14 protein-coding genes are annotated in these 18675 nt (G+C 70.3%); 8 read left to right on the top strand and 6 right to left on the bottom strand.

The features are described 5' to 3' along the window. The first annotated feature begins 97 nt into the window (after positions 1–97). The 3 genes from R3E98_10310 (at position 98) to R3E98_10300 (ending at position 3063) form a co-directional block, all read left to right on the top strand. Positions 98–1087 (top strand): hypothetical protein, encoded by a 990-nt coding sequence (locus tag R3E98_10310; protein MEZ4423795.1) that lies wholly within the window; start codon positions 98–100, stop codon positions 1085–1087. Positions 1088–1203: 116 nt separating this feature from the next. Next, the gene (locus R3E98_10305) at positions 1204–1566 is read left to right on the top strand and encodes a hypothetical protein (GenBank protein MEZ4423794.1); all 363 of its coding nucleotides are present in this window, start codon (positions 1204–1206) and stop codon (positions 1564–1566) included. Between the two features lie 9 nt (positions 1567–1575). Continuing rightward, complete coding sequence (locus tag R3E98_10300; protein ID MEZ4423793.1) at positions 1576–3063, top strand: caspase family protein; 1488 nt, start codon at positions 1576–1578, stop codon at positions 3061–3063. 187 nt (positions 3064–3250) lie between these two features. Here the strand turns inward: R3E98_10300 and R3E98_10295 are convergent, their stop codons facing one another. Then, positions 3251–4210, bottom strand: coding sequence for an aldolase/citrate lyase family protein (locus R3E98_10295; GenBank protein MEZ4423792.1), 960 nt, complete (start codon positions 4208–4210; stop codon positions 3251–3253). A gap of 180 nt (positions 4211–4390) precedes the next feature. Here R3E98_10295 and R3E98_10290 point away from each other — a divergent pair, with 180 nt between their 5' ends. From R3E98_10290 to R3E98_10270, 5 genes are all read left to right on the top strand, one after another. Next, positions 4391–5020, top strand: a complete 630-nt coding sequence (locus tag R3E98_10290; protein ID MEZ4423791.1) for a DUF305 domain-containing protein — start codon at positions 4391–4393, stop codon at positions 5018–5020. A 49-nt stretch (positions 5021–5069) separates the two neighbouring features. Next, positions 5070–6923, top strand: a complete 1854-nt coding sequence (locus tag R3E98_10285; protein MEZ4423790.1) for a hypothetical protein — start codon at positions 5070–5072, stop codon at positions 6921–6923. A 739-nt stretch (positions 6924–7662) separates the two neighbouring features. After that, entirely contained in the window at positions 7663–8613 is a 951-nt protein-coding gene (locus R3E98_10280) for a metallo-mystery pair system four-Cys motif protein (protein MEZ4423789.1), read from the top strand. Beyond that, complete coding sequence (locus R3E98_10275; GenBank protein ID MEZ4423788.1) at positions 8610–9779, top strand: di-heme enzyme; 1170 nt, start codon at positions 8610–8612, stop codon at positions 9777–9779. The genes R3E98_10280 and R3E98_10275 overlap by 4 nt, the downstream gene beginning before the upstream one ends. A 241-nt stretch (positions 9780–10020) precedes the next feature. After that, complete coding sequence (locus R3E98_10270) at positions 10021–11727, top strand: NAD-binding protein (protein ID MEZ4423787.1); 1707 nt, start codon at positions 10021–10023, stop codon at positions 11725–11727. 40 nt (positions 11728–11767) lie between these two features. On the opposite strand, the gene R3E98_10265 is transcribed toward R3E98_10270, so the two are convergent. From R3E98_10265 to R3E98_10245, 5 genes are all read right to left on the bottom strand, one after another. After that, positions 11768–13144, bottom strand: coding sequence for an amidohydrolase (locus R3E98_10265; protein ID MEZ4423786.1), 1377 nt, complete (start codon positions 13142–13144; stop codon positions 11768–11770). A gap of 350 nt (positions 13145–13494) precedes the next feature. Continuing rightward, positions 13495–15405: a CocE/NonD family hydrolase gene (locus R3E98_10260; protein ID MEZ4423785.1), complete on the bottom strand. Its 1911-nt coding sequence runs from the start codon at positions 15403–15405 to the stop codon at positions 13495–13497. 102 nt (positions 15406–15507) lie between these two features. Next, the gene (locus R3E98_10255) at positions 15508–15972 is read right to left on the bottom strand and encodes an OsmC family protein (GenBank protein MEZ4423784.1); all 465 of its coding nucleotides are present in this window, start codon (positions 15970–15972) and stop codon (positions 15508–15510) included. 45 nt (positions 15973–16017) lie between these two features. Continuing rightward, positions 16018–17235: an ATP-grasp domain-containing protein gene (locus R3E98_10250; protein MEZ4423783.1), complete on the bottom strand. Its 1218-nt coding sequence runs from the start codon at positions 17233–17235 to the stop codon at positions 16018–16020. Continuing rightward, positions 17232–18461 (bottom strand): ATP-grasp domain-containing protein, encoded by a 1230-nt coding sequence (locus tag R3E98_10245; protein ID MEZ4423782.1) that lies wholly within the window; start codon positions 18459–18461, stop codon positions 17232–17234. The genes R3E98_10250 and R3E98_10245 overlap by 4 nt, the downstream gene beginning before the upstream one ends. Between the last annotated feature and the right edge of the window lie 214 nt (positions 18462–18675).

Here is an 18675-nt window from a genome sequence, read left to right as displayed (position 1 = left end):
GCCAAGGCTCCGCGACCGCTGCGTGCACGCTGCGTGGCCGGTGGGTTGCAGCAGGGCCGACGACGCCCACCGCCGTCCGCCGACCGGAGGACCCGCCATGAATACCCGCCCCGTCCGTCTGCTGCTCTGCGCCCTCGGGGGCCTGGCCGGCTGTGAGAGCGCCGGTCCCCCCGCCGAACCCACCGGACCCGAAGGCGTGGCCGACGGATGCGCGGAGATCGCGTTGCTCGGAGCGCCGACGCCGGTCGCGCCCGCCTGGTGCCGGGAGCTCGTCACCGGCCCGGGCACCGCGGCGTCGGGTCCCAATCGCTGGACGGACGACTTCGACCACCACCTGTCCTTCGCGTCCGTCGACGACGCGTACCGCGTGTTCGACCACGCGCCGGCCTTCTCGCCGGACTGCTCCGCGCGTCACTTCCGCCACAACGAGCACTGGATGGCGGACGTCGGCACGGACGGCTGCGAGGGTGTGCTGCTCCGTCCCGACCGCACGTTCCGCTTCGAGGGCGGACGGCTGGTGGTGGAGGCCACGGTGGCCGCGGGCATCGGCGAATACGGAGGTCGGGTGTGGCCCGAGATCGTGGTCACGACCGCGCCCGAGCCCACGGCCCGGGGCAACAGCGATCTCTATGCGTACGCGCAGTTCCCGGGCAGCTGGTCCTTCGGGTGCCGGCTCCAGTCGGAGCGCGTTCCGATCTGCGCGCTGTTCGACGACTCCGGCCGGGGGACTGCGGGCCGCACGTTCGAGATCAGCTTCTTCCAGCACGAGGGTGCGACGCGCGTCTACGGCGGAGAGCCCGGTCCGGTGGGTGGGGCCCGCGACCGTGCCTGGCGTGTGTGCGACGGCGGAGACCCGGACCTGCTGTGCCGGGATCGCTTCCGCCTCGAGCTCGAGCGCGATGCCGTCCGCGTGTTCGTCAACGACGTGCTCTACATGGAGCACGCCGGCCTGCCCGCCGGCACGCAGCTGCCGGACGCGCTCGTCCAGGGCGATGTCTACGTGTACTTCGCCGGGTGGACCTGGCGGCTGGGGGAGGTGGCCGAAGGTGCCCGCTTCCACTGGGACCGCTTGGCGATCAATCCCTGACCCGCCCGACCACGGTCCGGCTCCGGTGACCGGCGGGTCTGGACGAACGCCGTCCTCCCCCGCCACAATGCGGGATCCGGTCGGTTCCCCGTCTCCCCCCAAGCCCCCCGGCCGTCATGGACGAGTCCCTCCGACTCTCCGTCCATCTGGACGGAAGCGACGACGATCCGGAAGCCGCCGACGAAGCGCTGCGCGATCTGCTCTTCGAGGTGCGCGAGCACGACGTCGACTCGGCGGTCCTCGAGGCCCGCGCGGGCCCTCCGGGGAGCAAGGGCGCCGACCTCGCGGGTCTGGTGGTGCAGGTCGCCCCCACCTTGCTTTCGGTTCTAGCCACGCTCATCAATCGCCGGATGAACCAGACCCGCGCCACCGTCCGCTTCGAGGGACGCGTCGGGGGTCAGCGGGTGAAGTTCGAGGGCTCGCCGTCCGAGTTCGTGACCATGCTGTCCACGCTGCACGGCCCGGACGCCCAGGCCTGACGCAGCCCCATGCGACGCGTCGCGCTCGTCATCGGCAACAACCACCACGAAGACGCGACGCTCACGCGCCTGAAGACGCCGGCCGCGGACGCGAGCGCGTTCGCGGCCGTGCTGCGTGATCCCGCGATCGGTGCCTTCGACGAAGTACGCGAGCTGGTCGATCCCAGCGAGTCCGAAGCCCGGAGCGCCATCCACGATCTGTTCGCGCGTCGACATCCGCAGGACCTGCTCCTCCTCTATTTCTCCGGGCACGGCGTCAAGGACGACCGCGGCCGGCTGCACCTGGCCCTGCGCGACACCGAGCTCGACCGCCTGCGCGCGACCGCCGTGCCCTCCGGATACATCGTCGAGCAGATGGACGACTGCCGCTCGAAGCGGCAGGTCCTCATCCTCGACTGCTGCAACAGCGGCGCGTTCGTGCGCGGCACCAAGGGCGACCCCACCGCGCTGACGGCGGACACCTTCGCGGGCACGGGCTTCGGTCGCGTGGTGCTGACGGCGTCGGACGCCACCCAATACGCGCTGGAGGGCGATCAAGTCATCGAGCGTGCGGAGCTGTCGCTGTTCACCCACTACCTGCTGGAAGGCCTGCGTTCCGGGCTGGCGGCACCCGGGCAGCCGTTCGTCTCGCTCGACGCGCTCTACGACTTCGCCTACGGTCGGGTCGTGGAGCACGGGAGCGGCCAGACGCCGCGCAAGTGGGTCTACAGCCAGCAGGGGAGCCTGGCCCTGGCCCGGAACCCGCGCTGGAGTGGGGAGGCGGTGCCGTTCCCGGAGGCCCCGGCCGCCCACCACGCCGCGGTGGCGGCGCCGTCCGCGCCGGCGGGCGCTTCCGTCGGGCCGCTCTCCCTGCCTGTGGTGCAGGCCTCCGTCGGCTCGGCGCTGCGCGCCGCGGACGCGTGGTCCGGCCGTCAGACCCGCGTGGTGCAGTGGACGCTGGCCACCACGCTCGGCTTCGTCGCGTCGGGGATCGTGCTCGGGGGGATGCTGCGCCTGTTTCCCACGACGTTCACCGGGCGGCTGATCGCGGGCGTCCTCGAAGGCCTGCTGCTCGGCACCATCCAGGCGTGGGGCCTCGGGCGCCTCGGCCTCGACGTCGACCGGGGGCGCTGGCGCGCCTGGACGCTGGGCGCTGTCGTGATCCGCTGGCAGATCCCCCTCGTGGGCTTTCCCGCGGCGGGCCTGATCGCCACCACGCTGCGCGGGGCCCTGGATGGCGTGCTGGTGGGGCAGGCCCAGGCCCGGGCGGCGCGCGCAGCCGCCGCACCTGCCTGGCTGTGGACGGCCGCGAACGTGGTGGGATGGACGGTGGCGTACTGGTGCTTCCAGCCGGTGTTCCGGGCGCTCATGCCGTCGATGGGCGCGGCGCCCGCGCTGTCCGCCATCGTGGTGGGATCCATCACGGGGGTCGCGGTGGGGCTGTCCACGGCCCTGGTCCTGGATGCGTTGGGCGCCCGGCCGGTCGGCGCGGATGCTGTGACGGTCCATCCGGCCTGAGGCCGGGTCAGCCGCGACCCGCCCCGTCCCGCCTCCGCTTCAGGCGCGACAGCGCGTGCAAGCTCCCCCGAGCAGGAGAGGGCCGGCCACCAGCCGCGTGTAGCGACGCTCCAGGTCGCACTCGGTGGGGAAGACCCCGCCGGACGCCGGCGGGCTCGACGTTCCATCCGGGGAGCCCCGCTGCGGGTCAGCGCCCCGCCGCCTTCCGTCCGATGTCCACCGTCTCGAAGCCGCGCTCGCCCCACCCCATGACGAACACGCGGAACCCCTGCGCCATCCGCATCTCGATGTCGTCGGCGTTGGCGGGGTAGCCGCACGCCACGTCGAATTCCTTGCAGGCGGCCAGGACGGTCTGGATGGCGTTCTCCCACCCCTCCGCGTCGAAGTTCTGCTGCCCATTCGCGTCGGTGGTCGTGAAGACACGACGGAGCGTTCCCGCGCCTGGCCACAGCACGCCGATCCCAGGGACCGCGGCGATCTCCCGCACGTGCGCGAGACCCTCCTTGCTCTCCACGATCGTCCAGTTGATGAGCTCCCCTTCCGGGTTGAGCGGCCACAGGTCCGCCCTCCGCCGATACTCCGCTTCCGACATCCCCCAGTAGGCCGGGGCGGAGCCCACTTCGCGGTCGGGACGGGTTCCCCCGTTGGATTCGAAGCGCATGGCCGCCAGGCCCTGCCGCACCTCGTCGGCGCTCTCGACGGTCACGAACATGATCCCGCTCACGCCGGAGTTGAGCTGCCGGGCAATGTCGCGGGCCGCTCCGGTGGGATCGGGAGCGATCTCGCTCATCTTCACGATCAGCGGATGGGTGCCCGCCTTTCCACCCGCGGCCATGAGCGCGCCCGCGAACTGGGTGAAGGCCGGCAGCCCGCGGTCCACCCCGCCTTCCATGCTCCCGTCGAAGACGAAGTCCGACCGATCGAATCCGAGCGTCTCGCGCGCCAGGTCGGCCGGGGTCTTCGTGGGGGCGTCCGCGGGAGCGCCTCGGGGAGGGCGTGCGCTGGGCGCGTACAGCCCGAAGACGGGGTGCCCCCGCTCCAGCAGGGAGATCACGGGATTGAGCCGTTTGCCCTGCTGGGCGGTCGCCACCTGGGGCAGGCCGAGGCTGAGGGTCAGGGCGAGGCAGGCGAACGGCAGTGCGCGCATCGGGCGTCCTGGGCACGGTGGAGCGGATTCGTCGAGGGCGGCCAAGGTAGCGTCCCGCGGCCAGGATCGCGCCCCCGACCCAGCGTCGGGCGCTTTCCGTCCGCTTTCGTCCGGCCTACAATGGCTGCTCTCGAGGGTCCCGCAGGGACCCGTGACCGTGGGCTGCGAGGAGGACCACCGATGCGTCGTCGGGCCGCACTGGGTGTGGGGACCATGCTCCTGCTCGGCGCCGTCTCGGCGTGCGCCGGGGGAGGCGGGGGGCAGCCGTCCTTGAGCGCGGCCGATGCCCGGGAGCGCGCGGCCCGCGCGCCGCGCCCTCCGGTCAACGAAGCCGACGTCCGGTTCATGTCCGGGATGATCCATCACCACGCCCAGGCCGTGGTCATGGCCCGCTGGGCTCCGTCCCACGGGGCCAGCGAAGCCCTGCAGCGGTTCTGCGAGCGCATCGTCGTGGCCCAGCAGGACGAGATCCAGTTGATGTCCACGTGGCTCGCCGACCGCGGACAGCCCGTGCCGGACACCGACCCCGCGCACGGAATGCATGGGATGGACCACTCGGCCATGATGCCAGGCATGCTGAGCGCGGAGCAGCTCGAGCGCCTGGATGCCGCGCGCGGAGCCGAGTTCGACCGACTGTTCCTCACGTACATGATCCAGCATCACGAGGGGGCGATCGTGATGGTGGACGAGCTGTTCGGGTCCTACGGCGGCGGTCAGGACGAGACGGTCTTCCGTCTGGCGTCCGACATCTACGCGGACCAGACCACCGAGATCGACCGCATGCATACCATGTTGGACGCCATGCCGTGAAGCGTCGCCCCGTCGTACCTCCCGCACCATCCCTTGACCGGAACCCATCGTGAAACCCGAACGCTCGCACGCACCGCCCGCAGCCGCCTCGCTGCGCCTCCCGCTCCTGGCCGCCACCCTGGCGGCCGGCGCGGTCTACGTGGCCGCCTGCGCCACCACGCCCTCGATGTCCGCCCGCGCCGACTCGGGGCCTGCGCCTCAACCGCTGTCGGCGGTGCGGATCCCGAGCCCCGATCCGCGGGTCGGTCTCGCCGCCGGCCTGCTCGACGCGGAGGAGACGGCCTGGAACCTGCGCCTCGTGTCGACCACGCCGTCGCCCGAGGGCTTCTTCGGTGTCACCAACTCCGACCTGGCCTTCAAGGGCAACTACGCCATCCAGGGCAACTACAACGGGGTGATGGTCTGGGACATCTCCAACCCCGAGCGCCCCACTCTGGTCAAGGACTATCTCTGCCCGGCGTCGCAGAGCGACGTCTCCGTCTACGGAGATCTGCTCTTCGTGTCCGCCGAAGGTCTCACTGGCCGCCTCGATTGCGGCACGGGCGGGGTGCCCGACACGGTCAGCCACGACCGCGTGCGCGGCATCCGTATCTTCGACATCAAGGACATCTCCAATCCGCGGTATCTGACCAACGTGCAGACCTGCCGTGGCTCGCATACGCACACGGTGGTTTCCGATCCCAACGATCGCAACAACATCTACATCTACATCTCGGGCTCGGCGGGTGTGCGCTCACCGAGCGAGCTGCCGGGCTGCTCGGCGCTCACGCCGGACGAGGACCCCAACTCCGCGCTGTTCCGTATCGAGGTCATCCGCGTGCCGCTGGCGAATCCGCAGGCCGCCGCGATCGTGAGCTCGCCGCGGATCTTCAATGATCTCGCCGCGCCTCCGCGGCACGCCGAGCCGCCGGATCCGGAGGCGGAGGCCCGACGCGCGGCCCGGGGTGCTCGGCCGCGGCCGGAGCGGGCCCGGACGGGTCCCACGCAGTGCCACGACATCACCGTCTACCCGGCGATCGGTCGGGCCGGTGGCGCCTGCGGCGGGTACGGGCTGCTGCTCGACATCACGGACGTGGCCAACCCGCGCCGGATCGATGCGGTGGCCGACTCCAACTTCTCGTTCTGGCACTCGGCCACGTTCTCGAACGACGGCTCCAAGATCCTGTTCACAGACGAGTGGGGCGGCGGCTCGCAGCCCCGCTGCCGCGACACCGACAAGTACGAGTGGGGCGCCAACGCCATCTTCACGCTCGAGAACGACAAGATGCAGTTCAAGAGCTACTACAAGATGCCGGCACCGCAGACATCGCTGGAGAACTGCGTGGCGCACAACGGATCGCTGATCCCGATCCCGGGCCGCGAAGTGATGGTGCAGGGCTGGTATCAGGGCGGCATCTCGATCTTCGACTGGACCGATCCGAGCCGACCCGTGGAGCTGGCGTTCCACGACCGTGGCCCCGTCAACCCGGAGCGGCTGCAGAGCGGAGGCTCCTGGTCGGTCTACTGGTACAACGGAATGATCGTGAGCTCGGAGATCGCGCGTGGTCTGGACATCTTCGAGCTGACGCCCAGCCCGTGGATCACGCAGAACGAGATCGATGCCGCGAAGACGGTGGTGTTCCGCGAGCTGAACGCCCAGGAACAACCGCAGTTGGTGTGGCCGTCGAGCTTTGCGCTCACCCGCGCGTACGTGGACCAGCTGGTGCGCTCGGGTGGGCTGTCCTCCAGCCGCATCGCGGCGGTCCGTGAGGCGCTGAACGGCGCCGAGCGTCAGTCCGGCGCAGCGCGGAGCGCGGCGCTGACCACGCTGGCGTCGTCGCTGGATGCCGACGCGCGGGGCTCGTCCGACGCCGCCAAGGTGCGGATGCTGGCCGACGCCGTGCGGGATCTCGCGGAGGCCTGAAGCAGCGGGCTGGCCCGGTCCCTCCGGGGGCCGGGCCAGCCGGGCCTGCCACTCACGGTTCCCTTCCGTCCCCTTACTGCGCGCCCTTCCTTCAACGCCCGGTGGAGTCACGGCGACGGCGGGGCATTGTGGAACCGTCTTTCTGCCTCCCACATTACTCTCTGCACCCGCTCGGGAGTGTGGGATGGCGCGTAGGACCGCCGCACTCATGAGGGTCCGGGCCGGCATCGCGCTGTTCTGCCTTCCGGCGTTCCTTGGAGGCAGCGGCGCGGAGCCCCTGGACCTGCACACCTGCCCCCACCACGATGCGATGGGGGCCGGGTCGGGCGTCGGCATGGAGGTCCGCCCTCCCCACCATGGGACCCATGCTGCCGGGGGGACCGCTCCTCCGTCGGGGGAGCACTCCGGCGGCGGCCACGGCCCCTGCAGTTGTCTGGGGGGATGCAATCCTGCCTCGCAGGCAGCCGGCCCTACGGCGTGCCCCCGTCTCGAGAGCCAGGGGGCGATCCGCTCCGGGTTCGTGCTCGGTCCCCGCGTGCAGCCCGAACGACCCTCCGACCACGCTCGCCCTCCGTCGCGAGGGCCTCCTCTCCTCTCCGTCTGACTGTCGCGGCCCTGCTGGACGACGACCCGGCGCGCGTCAATTGACGTGTGCCGCGGTCCGTGGGTCGCATGTGGATGTCCGTCGGAGTCATCGGGCTCCGACCCACTCGTCTGCCCGGAGGACCTGGAGATGGAGATGTCGAGCAAGTGCCCGCGGACCGCGATCCGTGGGTGGCGTATCGTGATGGGCCTGGGTGCCGCCAGTCTGGCGTCCACTGCGTGCGCCGACCGCGGGCCCCAACCCATCGAGTTGAGCTTCGAGGCGACGCTGGGCGACCGGCCCATCGCCTGTGCAACCCGCTTCACCGGCGTCGGCACCGCCGGGACGACGGTGGAGATCGGCGACGCGCGCTTCTATGTGTCGAACCTACGCCTGGTACGGGAGGATGGTGGGGAGGTACCGGTCGAGCTCGACCAGTCCTCGCCCTGGCAGGTGGAGGGGACGGCCCTTCTCGACTTCGAGGACGGCACGGGGCGTTGCTCGGAGGTCGGAACGGCCGAGACCAACCACTCGGTGGTGGGACGGGTGCCGGGGGGTCGCTACAGCGGCCTGCGGTTCGATCTCGGGGTGCCCGATGCGCAGAACCACGGCGACGTGACCTTGGCGCCCGCGCCGCTCAACCTGAACGCGCTCTTCTGGAACTGGCGGGCCGGCTACATCTTCACGAAGGTCGATCTGTGGGTTCCGGATGTCGTGGCGGACGCGGTCGCCGAGGACACGGGGATGGCCGTCCGCCCCAACGTCGCCCATCTGGTCCATATCGGCAGCACGGGCTGCGCGTCCCCGGCCATGACCAGCCCGCCGAGCGAGCCTTGCACGCGCCCCAATCGACTCCCGGTCGAGCTCGCGGACTTCGATCTCGCCTCCGACGTCGTGCGCCTCGATCTCGCCGAGCTGCTGGCTCGCAGCGACGTGTCACGTTCGGTGCCCCGCCCGCCGGGCTGCATGTCGGGGCCGGACGATCCCGACTGCGCACCGCTCTTCGCGAGCATGGGGTTGGACCTGGCCACCGGCCGGTGCGTGGAAGGCTGCGCTACCCAGCGCTTCGCGCGCGTCGCGGAGCCGGCCCGCCTCGCCCAGCGATGAAGCGGTTGCTGGCGGCGAGCCTCGTGCTCGCGGGGTGCGGGAACGGATCGGAGTCGGGGGAAACGTCCCCCGGCTCCGCAGCCGTGGTGGCCGAGGGCGTCGGGTATGCTTGGGACCTCCCACCGGGGTTCCCCGTGCCGCGTGTGCCCGCCGAGAACCCAATGAGCGCCGAGAAGGTGGAACTTGGCCACTATCTGTTCTACGATCCGCGCTTGTCAGGCAATGGGACGCAGTCGTGTGCCTCCTGCCACGCGCAAGCGCTCGCGTTCAGTGACGGGCGGCGGCTGGGCGTGGGGTCGACCGGTGACGTGCACCCCCGGAACTCGATGGCGCTGGTCAACGTGGCCTACAACGCCTCGTACACGTGGGGCCATCCCGATCTCGAGCGTCTGGAGGACCAGATCCCGCTCCCCATGTTCGGGACCCTCCCGGTGGAGATGGGGATCGCCGGACACGAAGAGGAGGTGCTGGCGCGTCTGGCGGCCGATCCGCGCTACCCCGGCCTCTTTGAAGCGGCGTTCCCGGACGCGGCGGACCCGATCCAGTTCAACCACGTCGTACGAGCGCTGGCGAGTTTCACGCGGACGCTCATCTCGGGTCACTCGGCGTACGACCGCTTCGCTTCCCAGGGCGACACCCTGGCCTTGTCCGACGCGGCGAAGCGGGGGCTGGACCACTTCCTCTCCGAGGACTTCGAGTGCCATCACTGCCATTCGGGATTCAACTTCAGCGTGGCGAGCGTCCACGCACGTAGCGCCTTCGACGAACGTGTCTTCCACAACACGGGTCTCTACGACGTCGGCGGTGGGGCGTATCCGCCCGGAGGCCAGGGGGTATTCGAGACGACGTTCGACTCGACCGACATGGGCAGATTCCGGCCCCCCACGCTTCGCAATGTCGCCGTCACGGCACCGTACATGCACGACGGTTCGATCGCGACCCTGGAAGAAGTCCTGGACACCTACGCCGCGGGTGGCCGACTGGTGCGCTCGGGTCCGTGGGCGGGCGACGGGCGAGCCAACCCGCACAAGAGCGGGCTGGTGCCCGGCTTCCCGATGACGCCGCAGGAGAAGGCGGATCTGCTCGAGTTCCTGCACGCTTTGACCGACAGCACCTTCCTGACCGATCCGCGGTTCGCCGATCCGTTCCGCGCCGCAGCGCGCTGATCGGTACGAGGGGCGCCGCTACCGCGGCGCCCCTCGTCGCCCTGCAGGGCAAGCGTTGTCCCCCGTCTTGCCATGGTGCTTGAACCGCGGCAAGGCAATGTCGAACGTGCCCGTGACCCCGACGCCGTTCCGAAGGGATTCGGACGCGGGGGCGGCGGGGGCTGGTCCACCTCCCGCGCGGCGGCGACCGGTCCCCCCGTTCGCTCGCTCGCCCTCGGTGGTGTGCCTTAGGTTGCGGCCCATGAAGACCGTCGCCTCCCATATGGCCACGCTCCTGGGTCGCGGGACCGGATGGCGGCGCCGACTGGCGCCGTTCATCCGGTACCTGACGTTGCTCACGGCCGTCGTGCTCGTCTACGGATGGGCCTTCCATGTGATCATGGCCTGGGAAGGTCAGGACCACACCTGGTTCACCGGGATCTACTGGGCCCTGACGGTGATGAGCACCCTGGGGTTCGGCGACATCACCTTCCACAGCGACCTGGGTCGTGTCTTCAGCACCGTCGTCCTGCTGTCGGGCGTCGTCCTTCTGCTCATCATCCTTCCGTTCCTGTTCATCCAACACGTGTACGCACCGTGGGCCGAGCAACGGGCGCACAGTCGGACGGATGCGCTCAAGCGGGTGGCGGACGACGTGGAAGGACACGTCCTGATCTGCGCCGCGGACCCGATCGCCCCGGGGCTCATCAAGCGCCTCGAGCTCGCCGGCGTCGCGACCTACGTGATCGAGCCCGACCCGGACCTCGCGATGAGCCTGCATGCAGCGGGCACACGGGTCGTCAACGGAGAGATCGACAGCGCCGACACCTACCGTGCCGCCGGGGCCGCGAAGGCCAGGCTCGTCCTCGCCAACGCCTCGGACACGGTCAACTCGAACATCGTCCTCACGGTGCGGGAGCTGAGCGAGACGCTGCCCATCGTGGCGTTGGCCGAGTCGGAGGACTCGATCGACGTGCTCGAACTCAGCGGCGCCACGCACGTGCTTCCGCTGACCCACCAGCTCGGGGAGCACCTGGCCAATCGCGTCAGCGCCGGTACGGTGCGGGCGAACGTGATCGGACGCTTCCACGATCTGGCGCTCGCCGAGTTCCCGGCGGACAACACCCCCTTCGAGGGTCGCAGCGTGGCGGATATCGGGCTGCGGGAAGCCACCGGCGTCAGCATGGTCGGAGTCTGGAAGAAGGGACGACTCGAGCCGGCGCACGGGGACACCGTGCTGACGCCCCACTGTTGCCCGGTCGTCATCGGTTCGCACCGACAGATCGAGGAACTGAACGAGCAGCTGGTGATCTATGACGCCAACCCCAATCCCGTGCTGGTGATCGGGGGCGGGAAGGTGGGCCGTGCGGCTGCCCGGGCCTTGAAACGGCGCGAGATCCCTGTGCACATCGTGGAGCGGCACCCACAGCTCGAGGCCCGCCTGGCGGGCATCCCGGATCGGCTCTTCATGGGCGACGCTGCCGATCGGAACGTGCTCGACGAAGCGGGCATCGCTTCGGCCCCGGCCGTGCTCCTGACGACGCACGACGACGCGATGAACGTGTACCTGACGGTGTACTGCCGCCGGCTCAATCCCGGCGCGCGGATCCTGACGCGGGTGACGCACGACCGGAACGTCGAGGCGATCCTACGGGCTGGCGCGGACTTCGTGTTGAGCTACGCGAGCTTCGGAGCGCAGACCGTCTACTCGATCGTGCGCGGTCGCGAGCTGGTGGTGCTGGGAGAGGGTGTGGACCTCTTCCATGTGCCCCTACCGGCATCGTTGGCGGGAGCGACCCTGGCGAGCGCGGATGTCGGTTCGCGGACGGGCCTCAACGTGATCGCGGTGCGCGAGGGGGACGACATCATGACGAACCCGCCCGCGACCTGGCAGTTGAAGCGCAACACGGAGCTCGTGGCCCTGGGCAGCACGGAGGCGCGGGAGCGCTTCCGGGCCACGTTTCCGTAGCGGCTCCGCTCCGAACGGGCCACGTCGCCGGTCCGTCGCGTCAGTTCCCTCCGGGCACCACGCTCGCGCGGTAGTCGAGCGGCGGGTCCCGATCCCCGACCAACGATTCGTACACGTAGTCCTCACCCCGCCGGCGCTCGAACTCCTCGCGCGCCGCGGCGAGCACGGCCGGCTGGGTGAACAGGTCCCAGGCGGAGAAGGCCAGCGTCTTGGCGGCGTTGATCATTCCCTTGTTTCCGATCTCGGTCCCACCGGCGGCCACGGCCTGCCACGAATGCGCCGAGGTCCCGGGGACCCACGTGGCCGTGCCCAATCCGGCCGTGGGCACGGTCCAGCTCACGTCCCCCACGTCGGTCGACCCGCCCGAACCCACCTCCTCCACCACGAAGGGCTGTACGTCCAGCGCCGACTCGATCGGAGGGACACCTTCCGGGAACGTGGTCTGGATCGCCTCCGCGAACGCCCGCTCGGTGGCGTTGTACTCGACACCACCCACCGCAGACAGGTTGGCGTGCACCATCCGCCCCAGGGCCTCGTTGGGGAGCAGCGCGTAGATCCCGTGGATGACCTCGTACTCCATACGGGTCTCGGTGCCGAGCGCGGCACCCTCGGCGGCCTTGACCACCCGCTCGAACATGCGGCGCACCTCCTCCGAGTCGGGATGGCGCACGTAGTAGTACACCTCCGCAAAATCCGGAATCACATTGGGCGCCGAGCCTCCGGACGTGATCACGTAATGGATGCGGCTGGCGGGCTCGATGTGCTCGCGCAGCATGTTGACCATGTCGTTCATGGCCTCGACGCCGTCCAGGGCCGACCGCCCGCGCCAGGGCGCCCCGGCCGCGTGGGCCGAGACACCATGGAAGCGGAACTTGGCCGACTTGTTGGCGAGCGAGGACGAGGCGCTGGCGTCGTTGCTGGAGCTGGCGTGCCAGTGCAGGACCGCATCGACATCGTCGAAGAGCCCATCCCGGACGAGGTAGACCTTGCCCGCGCCCCCTTCCTCGGCCGGCGTCCCGTACACGCGGATGCGTCCGGGCCGGCCCTGGGCCTCGAGTTGCTCCTTCACCGCGATGGCGGCGGCCACCGATCCGGTCCCGAACAGGTGATGCCCGCACGCGTGGCCGGCGACCTTGCCGGGAATGGGATCGCGCTCGGGCGAGCGGCTCTGGTTGATGCCGGGTAGGGCGTCGTACTCGGCCAGGATGCCGATCACCGGTCCCCCCTCACCCCACTCCGCCATGAACGCGGTGGGGATCTCCGCCACGCCCGCCTGCACGCGGAAACCGGCGTCGGCCAGCAGCGCCTGGAGCTTGCCGCTCGACTCGTGCTCCATGTAGCCCACCTCGGCCAGGTCCCAGATCTCCTGCGCCACGGAGGCGTAGGTCGACGCGTGTTCGTCGATGGTGTGGGCCATGCGATCCTTGGGATCTTGCGCGCGAAGCGGGCTCGCGAGCACGCAGAGCGCGAGAGACACGACACCGGCTCGCTGGAGCGTGCCGATGCGGGGGACCGACGAGCCGACCGGGCGGCGGGCGAGCTGGGCGAGAGAAGCGGACATCGGCGATCGTCTCCTGCGGGATGGATCTCTGTGTCGCGGCGTGTAGTTCTCGGCCCCGGTTCGGGTGCCCTCGGGGTGCGACCGATCCACCAGGGAGGCGCACGGCGGGCCGCAAGGTCAGGGTAGATGCGGGGTGGGTCGCCCACAAGGAGGACGAGCGGACGGATCGAGGTCCGCCCGCGGAAAAGGCCCCGGAGGATCCCCTCCTAGCTCGCCGGCCGGCGGATGATCGGCAGGCGGATCTGGGACGGGTGCTGCCGGGAGTGGTGCACCACGTTGTGGGCCACCACTCCGGTCGATTCGTCCCAGGTGTTGCCGCCCGTGTTCATGTTGCGCATGAACCGCGGGAAGTTCGAGCTGGATACCTCGATCCGGATCCGGTGGCCGGGTGCGAACCAGTTGCTGGTCGACAACGGGCTCAGCTTCAGCTCGTACACCTCTCCCGGCTCCATGAACACCTGCTGATCGTAGCCTTCGCGGTACCGTGCCCGTTGGATCGTCTCGTCCAGGTTGTAGGCCCTACCGTCCGGATACACGTCGATCAGCTTCACGGTGAAGTCGGTGTCCTTGACGTCGGACGACACGAACAGCGTGAGGTCGATCGTGCCGGTGACCTCCACGCCGTTCGGGAACGGATCGGACGTGTAGACCAGGATGTCGTCGCGCAGCTCCATCTCCTGCTGGTCGAGCGCGCCGCCCTGCACGGCGTTGCCCGTACAGCAGACGTTGCCGCCGTGGGAGGGCACCGGGTCCATGGGGTCATAGGCGAACCGATCGGGGCGGTCGGTGTTCGGCCGCTCCCGGGTCAGGCGACCGTCCCCGTTGCGGGTATTGGCGTTCCCGCCGCTATCCAGGAAGTACGTGACCATCTCGGCCTCCGGCGGGGGCCAGGCGTCGGCGCTCCGCCACTCGTTGGCGCCCATCGTGAAGTAGCGGACCCGGGGCAGGGTGTCGGGGATGGAGTTGTTCTCGCCCTTGAGGAAGTGGTCGAACCACCCGTAGACCAGCGCGTCGTAGTCCCAGCGGGCGTCGCCGACCGACCGCTCGCCCACGACGGTGTTCTCCGTCGCGCGCGTGTAGGCGCAATGCAGGGTGGGGGCGATCACGGCATACTGGTTGTCCCGCGCCTCCTCACTCTCGGCGTTGGCCCTCATGTGGTTGAAGAGGGCCAGGTTGGGTCCGGTGGAGACGTCGTACCAGGACATGAACCAGATGGCCGGCTTGTCGAACGGCATGTCGTCGTGGTAGAGGCCGCCCTGATACCACTTGGGGTCGTCGGGCGTCCGCTTGATCATGTCCTCGAAGGGTCCTTCGTTGCCCTGCACGTTGTCGAGGATCTCCACGGGAGGCAGGTGCCGCAGGCCCTCGGCCCAATCGACCGGAGGCATCTCGGGCGCCAGATCCCAGTACCTGGACACCTGCGCGAGCTGCGCCTGCGTCAGGTTGTCGGGGAACATGGGCCGGATGCCGGTCTGGACCCCGTACAGCCACGCGAAGAAGAGCATCTGCTCCGCGCCGCCGCGGTACCAGTTGCCCTGTTCGTACCAATCCCCGATGCGACCCACACCGGCGCCGAAGCCCTGCGCCACCAGCGTGGCGTGCGCCGGGTGATCCAGGGAGCCCACGGCCATCTGCCATTCGGCCGTGGAGGAGCACCCCAGTGTCCCGACCTTCCCGTTGGACCAGGGTTGTGCCGCCATCCACTCGAACGCGTCGTAGCCGTCCGTGAGCGGCGGACCGAGGATGTCCCAGTTGCCTTCGGAGAAGAAGCGGCCCCGTTCGTTCATCACCACATACGCGTAGCCACGCTGCACCGCGGCCCAGGCCGCGCGCCACGTCCCGGCGCTGAACTCCCCGTCGCGCCAGACGTTGAAGTTGTAGGGGGTGCGCGAGAAGACGATGGGGAACGGGCCGCTGCCACGGGGCCGGAAGACGTCGGCGGCCATGCGGGTCCCGTCCCGCATCGGCACCATGACCTTGAGCTGGATGACGGCGTTGGCTTCCAGCAGGGCCTTCACGTCCTCCTGGGGCGGAGCCTGTGCAGCCAGCCGGAAGGGGAGGGTCGCGAGGCCGAGCAACAACGCCGAGCGGGCGGCGCGGAGGAGCGGGCGGGACATCAGAGCGTCTCCGGTCCAGAGGAATGCACCTGCTGGACGAGACAGCACGGGAGCGGCGGCGTCCAGTCGGGAGAACTCCGCGACCGGATCCGCCCCCGCCCCTCACAGCACGGGCTCGACCCGCACCTCCGTCCGCACGGAGTTGGCGATGTAGCAGCGCGCGTGGGCGTCGTGGTGGAGGGTTCGCAGCGTCTCGGGGTCCGGTGTGCGCTCGCCCGAGAACACGACGCGGGGCCGCAGCGTGACCACGGTCATGACCTGGTGGCCCTCCTCGTTGCGGGCCAGCACGCCTTCCGCGGCGTCCTCGTAGCGATCGACGCGCCACCCCTCCTTGGCGGCCAGCGCCAGGAACCAGAGCAGATGGCAGCTGGACAGGGAGGCCACGAACATCTCCTCCGGGTCGACGGCCGACGGATCGGAGAGGGGAGCCCGCACCACGTGCGGCGACGACGATCCGGCGACCTCGGTCCCGCCATCGAAGCGGATGCGGTGCTTCCGGCTGTAGCGCTGGTCCACGAAGCTCTCGTCCCCACGCTCCCAGATCAGGTCCGCCACGTACGTCGACACATGCGCTCCTGTCCGCCTCCACCTGGGAGGCCGTCCGGCGGGCCCTCAGCCCGCGATGATCTGCAGCCGCGTCCCCACCATGTCCGCCATGCGCAGCGTGGTCTCGAGGTCCGGATGGCGCAGGATGACCATCCCGTCTCCGATCAGCACCTTGCGCCAGTCACGCCGGGGCTGTCCGACCGGGTTGAGGTCCAGCACGCACACGTGCTGTCCGATCTCCGCCATCAGGGCTTCCAGGCCTTCGTAGCGCTGGATCTGGCCCTGGCCCACCGCCCGCTTGAAGATCCAGGCGGCGTTGTAGCGCCGCTCGACCGGTCGGGTCCACCGCCCGAGCGCCACCGCCTCGGCCCACCCCACGTACGTGTCGGTGTCGGACGCGAAGTTGATCAGGTCCACGAGGTGGGCCCCCGGCGAGCGCGCGCCGATCTCGCCGAAGATCGCCTCCCCGCTCGCCGTGCGGTACCACTCCATGTGGGTGTAGCCCGTCTGGAAGCCGAGGGCGTCCAGCACGGCTTGTCCCATCTCGCGTCCGGCCGCGTACGCCGGGGATTCCACGTCCCGCAGGGCGATCGTCTGCGGGCTGATCCACTCATTCTCCTTCATGATCAGCGCGCGCGGACGGTACATCCCGATGTTGTAGTGCTGGATCGCTCCGTCCACGCACACGGTGTCGAAGGTCATGTCGTCGCCTTCGATGAACTCCTCGATGCTCACCTCCGGCACGGAGCGCAGCGCGGGCAGCACGCGCTCCATGTCCGCATCCGACTCCACGCGGTACGTGGCCTCGGACCCGGCGCCGGCGATCGGCTTCACGATCAGCGGGTAGCCGATCCGCTCCGCGGCGGCGCGGGCTTCGGCGACGCTCGTGGCCGACGCATGCCGGGGGGTGCGGATCCCGGCTCGATCGAGGACCTGCTTCATGACCTCCTTGTCGCGGAACGGAATCGTCTGCTGCACCGTCAGCCCGGGCAGGCCCAGCAGCTCGCGGATGCGCGCCGCCAGGATCAGGTAGGGCTCCCACAGGCACTCGACGCGGTCGATGCGCACGCGTCCAGCGATGTCGCGCACCCGGCTGAGCACGTCCGCTTCGTCCGTGAACGACCGAACCTGCACGTACGCGGACAGCGCCTTGCGGGCGTTGTCCGGCAAGGCGCTCTCGGGCTGGTCGCCCAGGCCCACGACCTGCACGCCCACGGTGGCCAACCCCCGGGTGAAGAACTGCATCTCCTTGGGGAAGCCGGGGGACAGCATCAGCACGTTCATGCGGGCTCCACGACGACGCGCACGGTCTGTACGATGGCGGCGAGCGCGTCGCGCACGACCGCGGTGTCCGGGTGCTTCACGAGGATGTAGCCTTCCCCTTCGTACGTGCCCGACGGGCGCTGTCCGGGCTCGGGCAGCCGTGCTTCGGCCACGATCCCCCCCAGCTTCTGCTGGAGGTCGCGGAGTCCGTGGACCGCCGCGATGCGGGCCCCCGATCCCTGCGCCCGCAGATACGCGACCCCCGCCGCGAAGCGCCGTGCCGGCGGCTGGAACTGGCCGAACACGACGAGCCGCGCCCACGCGGCGAAGAGGTCGAAGTCGTGGGCGTGGGAGATCAGGTTGACGAACCGGGCGCCCGGCGGGCGGGCTCCCACCTCGGAGATGGCGACGCTGCCGTCCGGGCGGCGGAACCACTCCATGTGGCTCATCCCGTTCTCCATACCGAGCGCGCCCAGCGCGCTGCCCGCCACCTGGCGGATGCCGTCGTAGCGCGGGTCGTCCACCTCGCGGGGCAGGAGGACCGCCCACTGGATCCACGGCTCCCGCAACACCTCCAGCGGAGAGGGCAGGTAGTGGTTGATGGAGTGCCACGCGAGGTGACCATCGACCATCACGCTGTCGAAGGAGTGCTCCTCGCCCACCACGAACTCCTCGAGCAGGGTCGGGCGCTCGGACGAGGGAGGCAGCGCACGCAGGCACGCCCCCAGGTCCTCCGGAGTGTCGATGCGGAACGTGCTGCGGGCGCCGGACCCGGCCGGCGGCTTCACGATGAGCGGGAACCCGATGCGTCGCGCGGCCTCCACCGCCTGTTCCTGGGTGTGCGCGAGCCCGTGGCGGGCGCACGGCAGGCCGGCGGCGCGCAGCACCTCCTTCATGCGCGCCTTGTCCCGGAAGTTGCGCGCGGTCTCGGCCCGCATGCCGGGGAGGTCCAGGTGGTCGCGGATCTCCCCCAGGGGCACCTGGAGCTCCTCCAGGGCGCCCACCAGACGGTCCAGCCCACCCCAATGGGTCCGGATGGCCTCCACGCCCTCCGCGATGGAGCTGGCCGCGAGCCCGTCCTGGACCCGGTAGTGGGCGTCCAGGCGTCCGCGCAGGTCGTCGGGCAGCCGGTCCGCGCCGTCCTGGCTCACCAGGCCGGTGCGGACGCCGGGAAGCTGCGTCACGGCGTCCAGGAAGCGGAGCGTGGTCTCGGCGAAGAAGGGCGCGACGAAGATGACGTTTCGCATGGCGCAGGGATTATGGGCGCGTGGGAACGCCCGGCCAAGCGCCGTCCCGTCCGGCCCGGCGCCGCGGAGCGGTCCCTGGGCTCAGGACAGCGGCTCGCCCCCCGTCCGCCCCTCTGCGCCGGACGGCCCGGGGCGGCGGGCCGCCCCCACGCGTCCGTTCCGCCAGGCGAACTCGGGCGGGGGCCCGTCTGCCGTGGCAGACCGCACCCGCGTG

This window comes from Gemmatimonadota bacterium, from assembly GCA_041390125.1.
Classification (GTDB): domain Bacteria; phylum Gemmatimonadota; class Gemmatimonadetes; order Longimicrobiales; family Gaopeijiaceae; genus JAGQIF01.
Note: the sequence above shows the minus strand (reverse complement) of the source record. Positions and strands in the feature narration are given on the sequence as shown.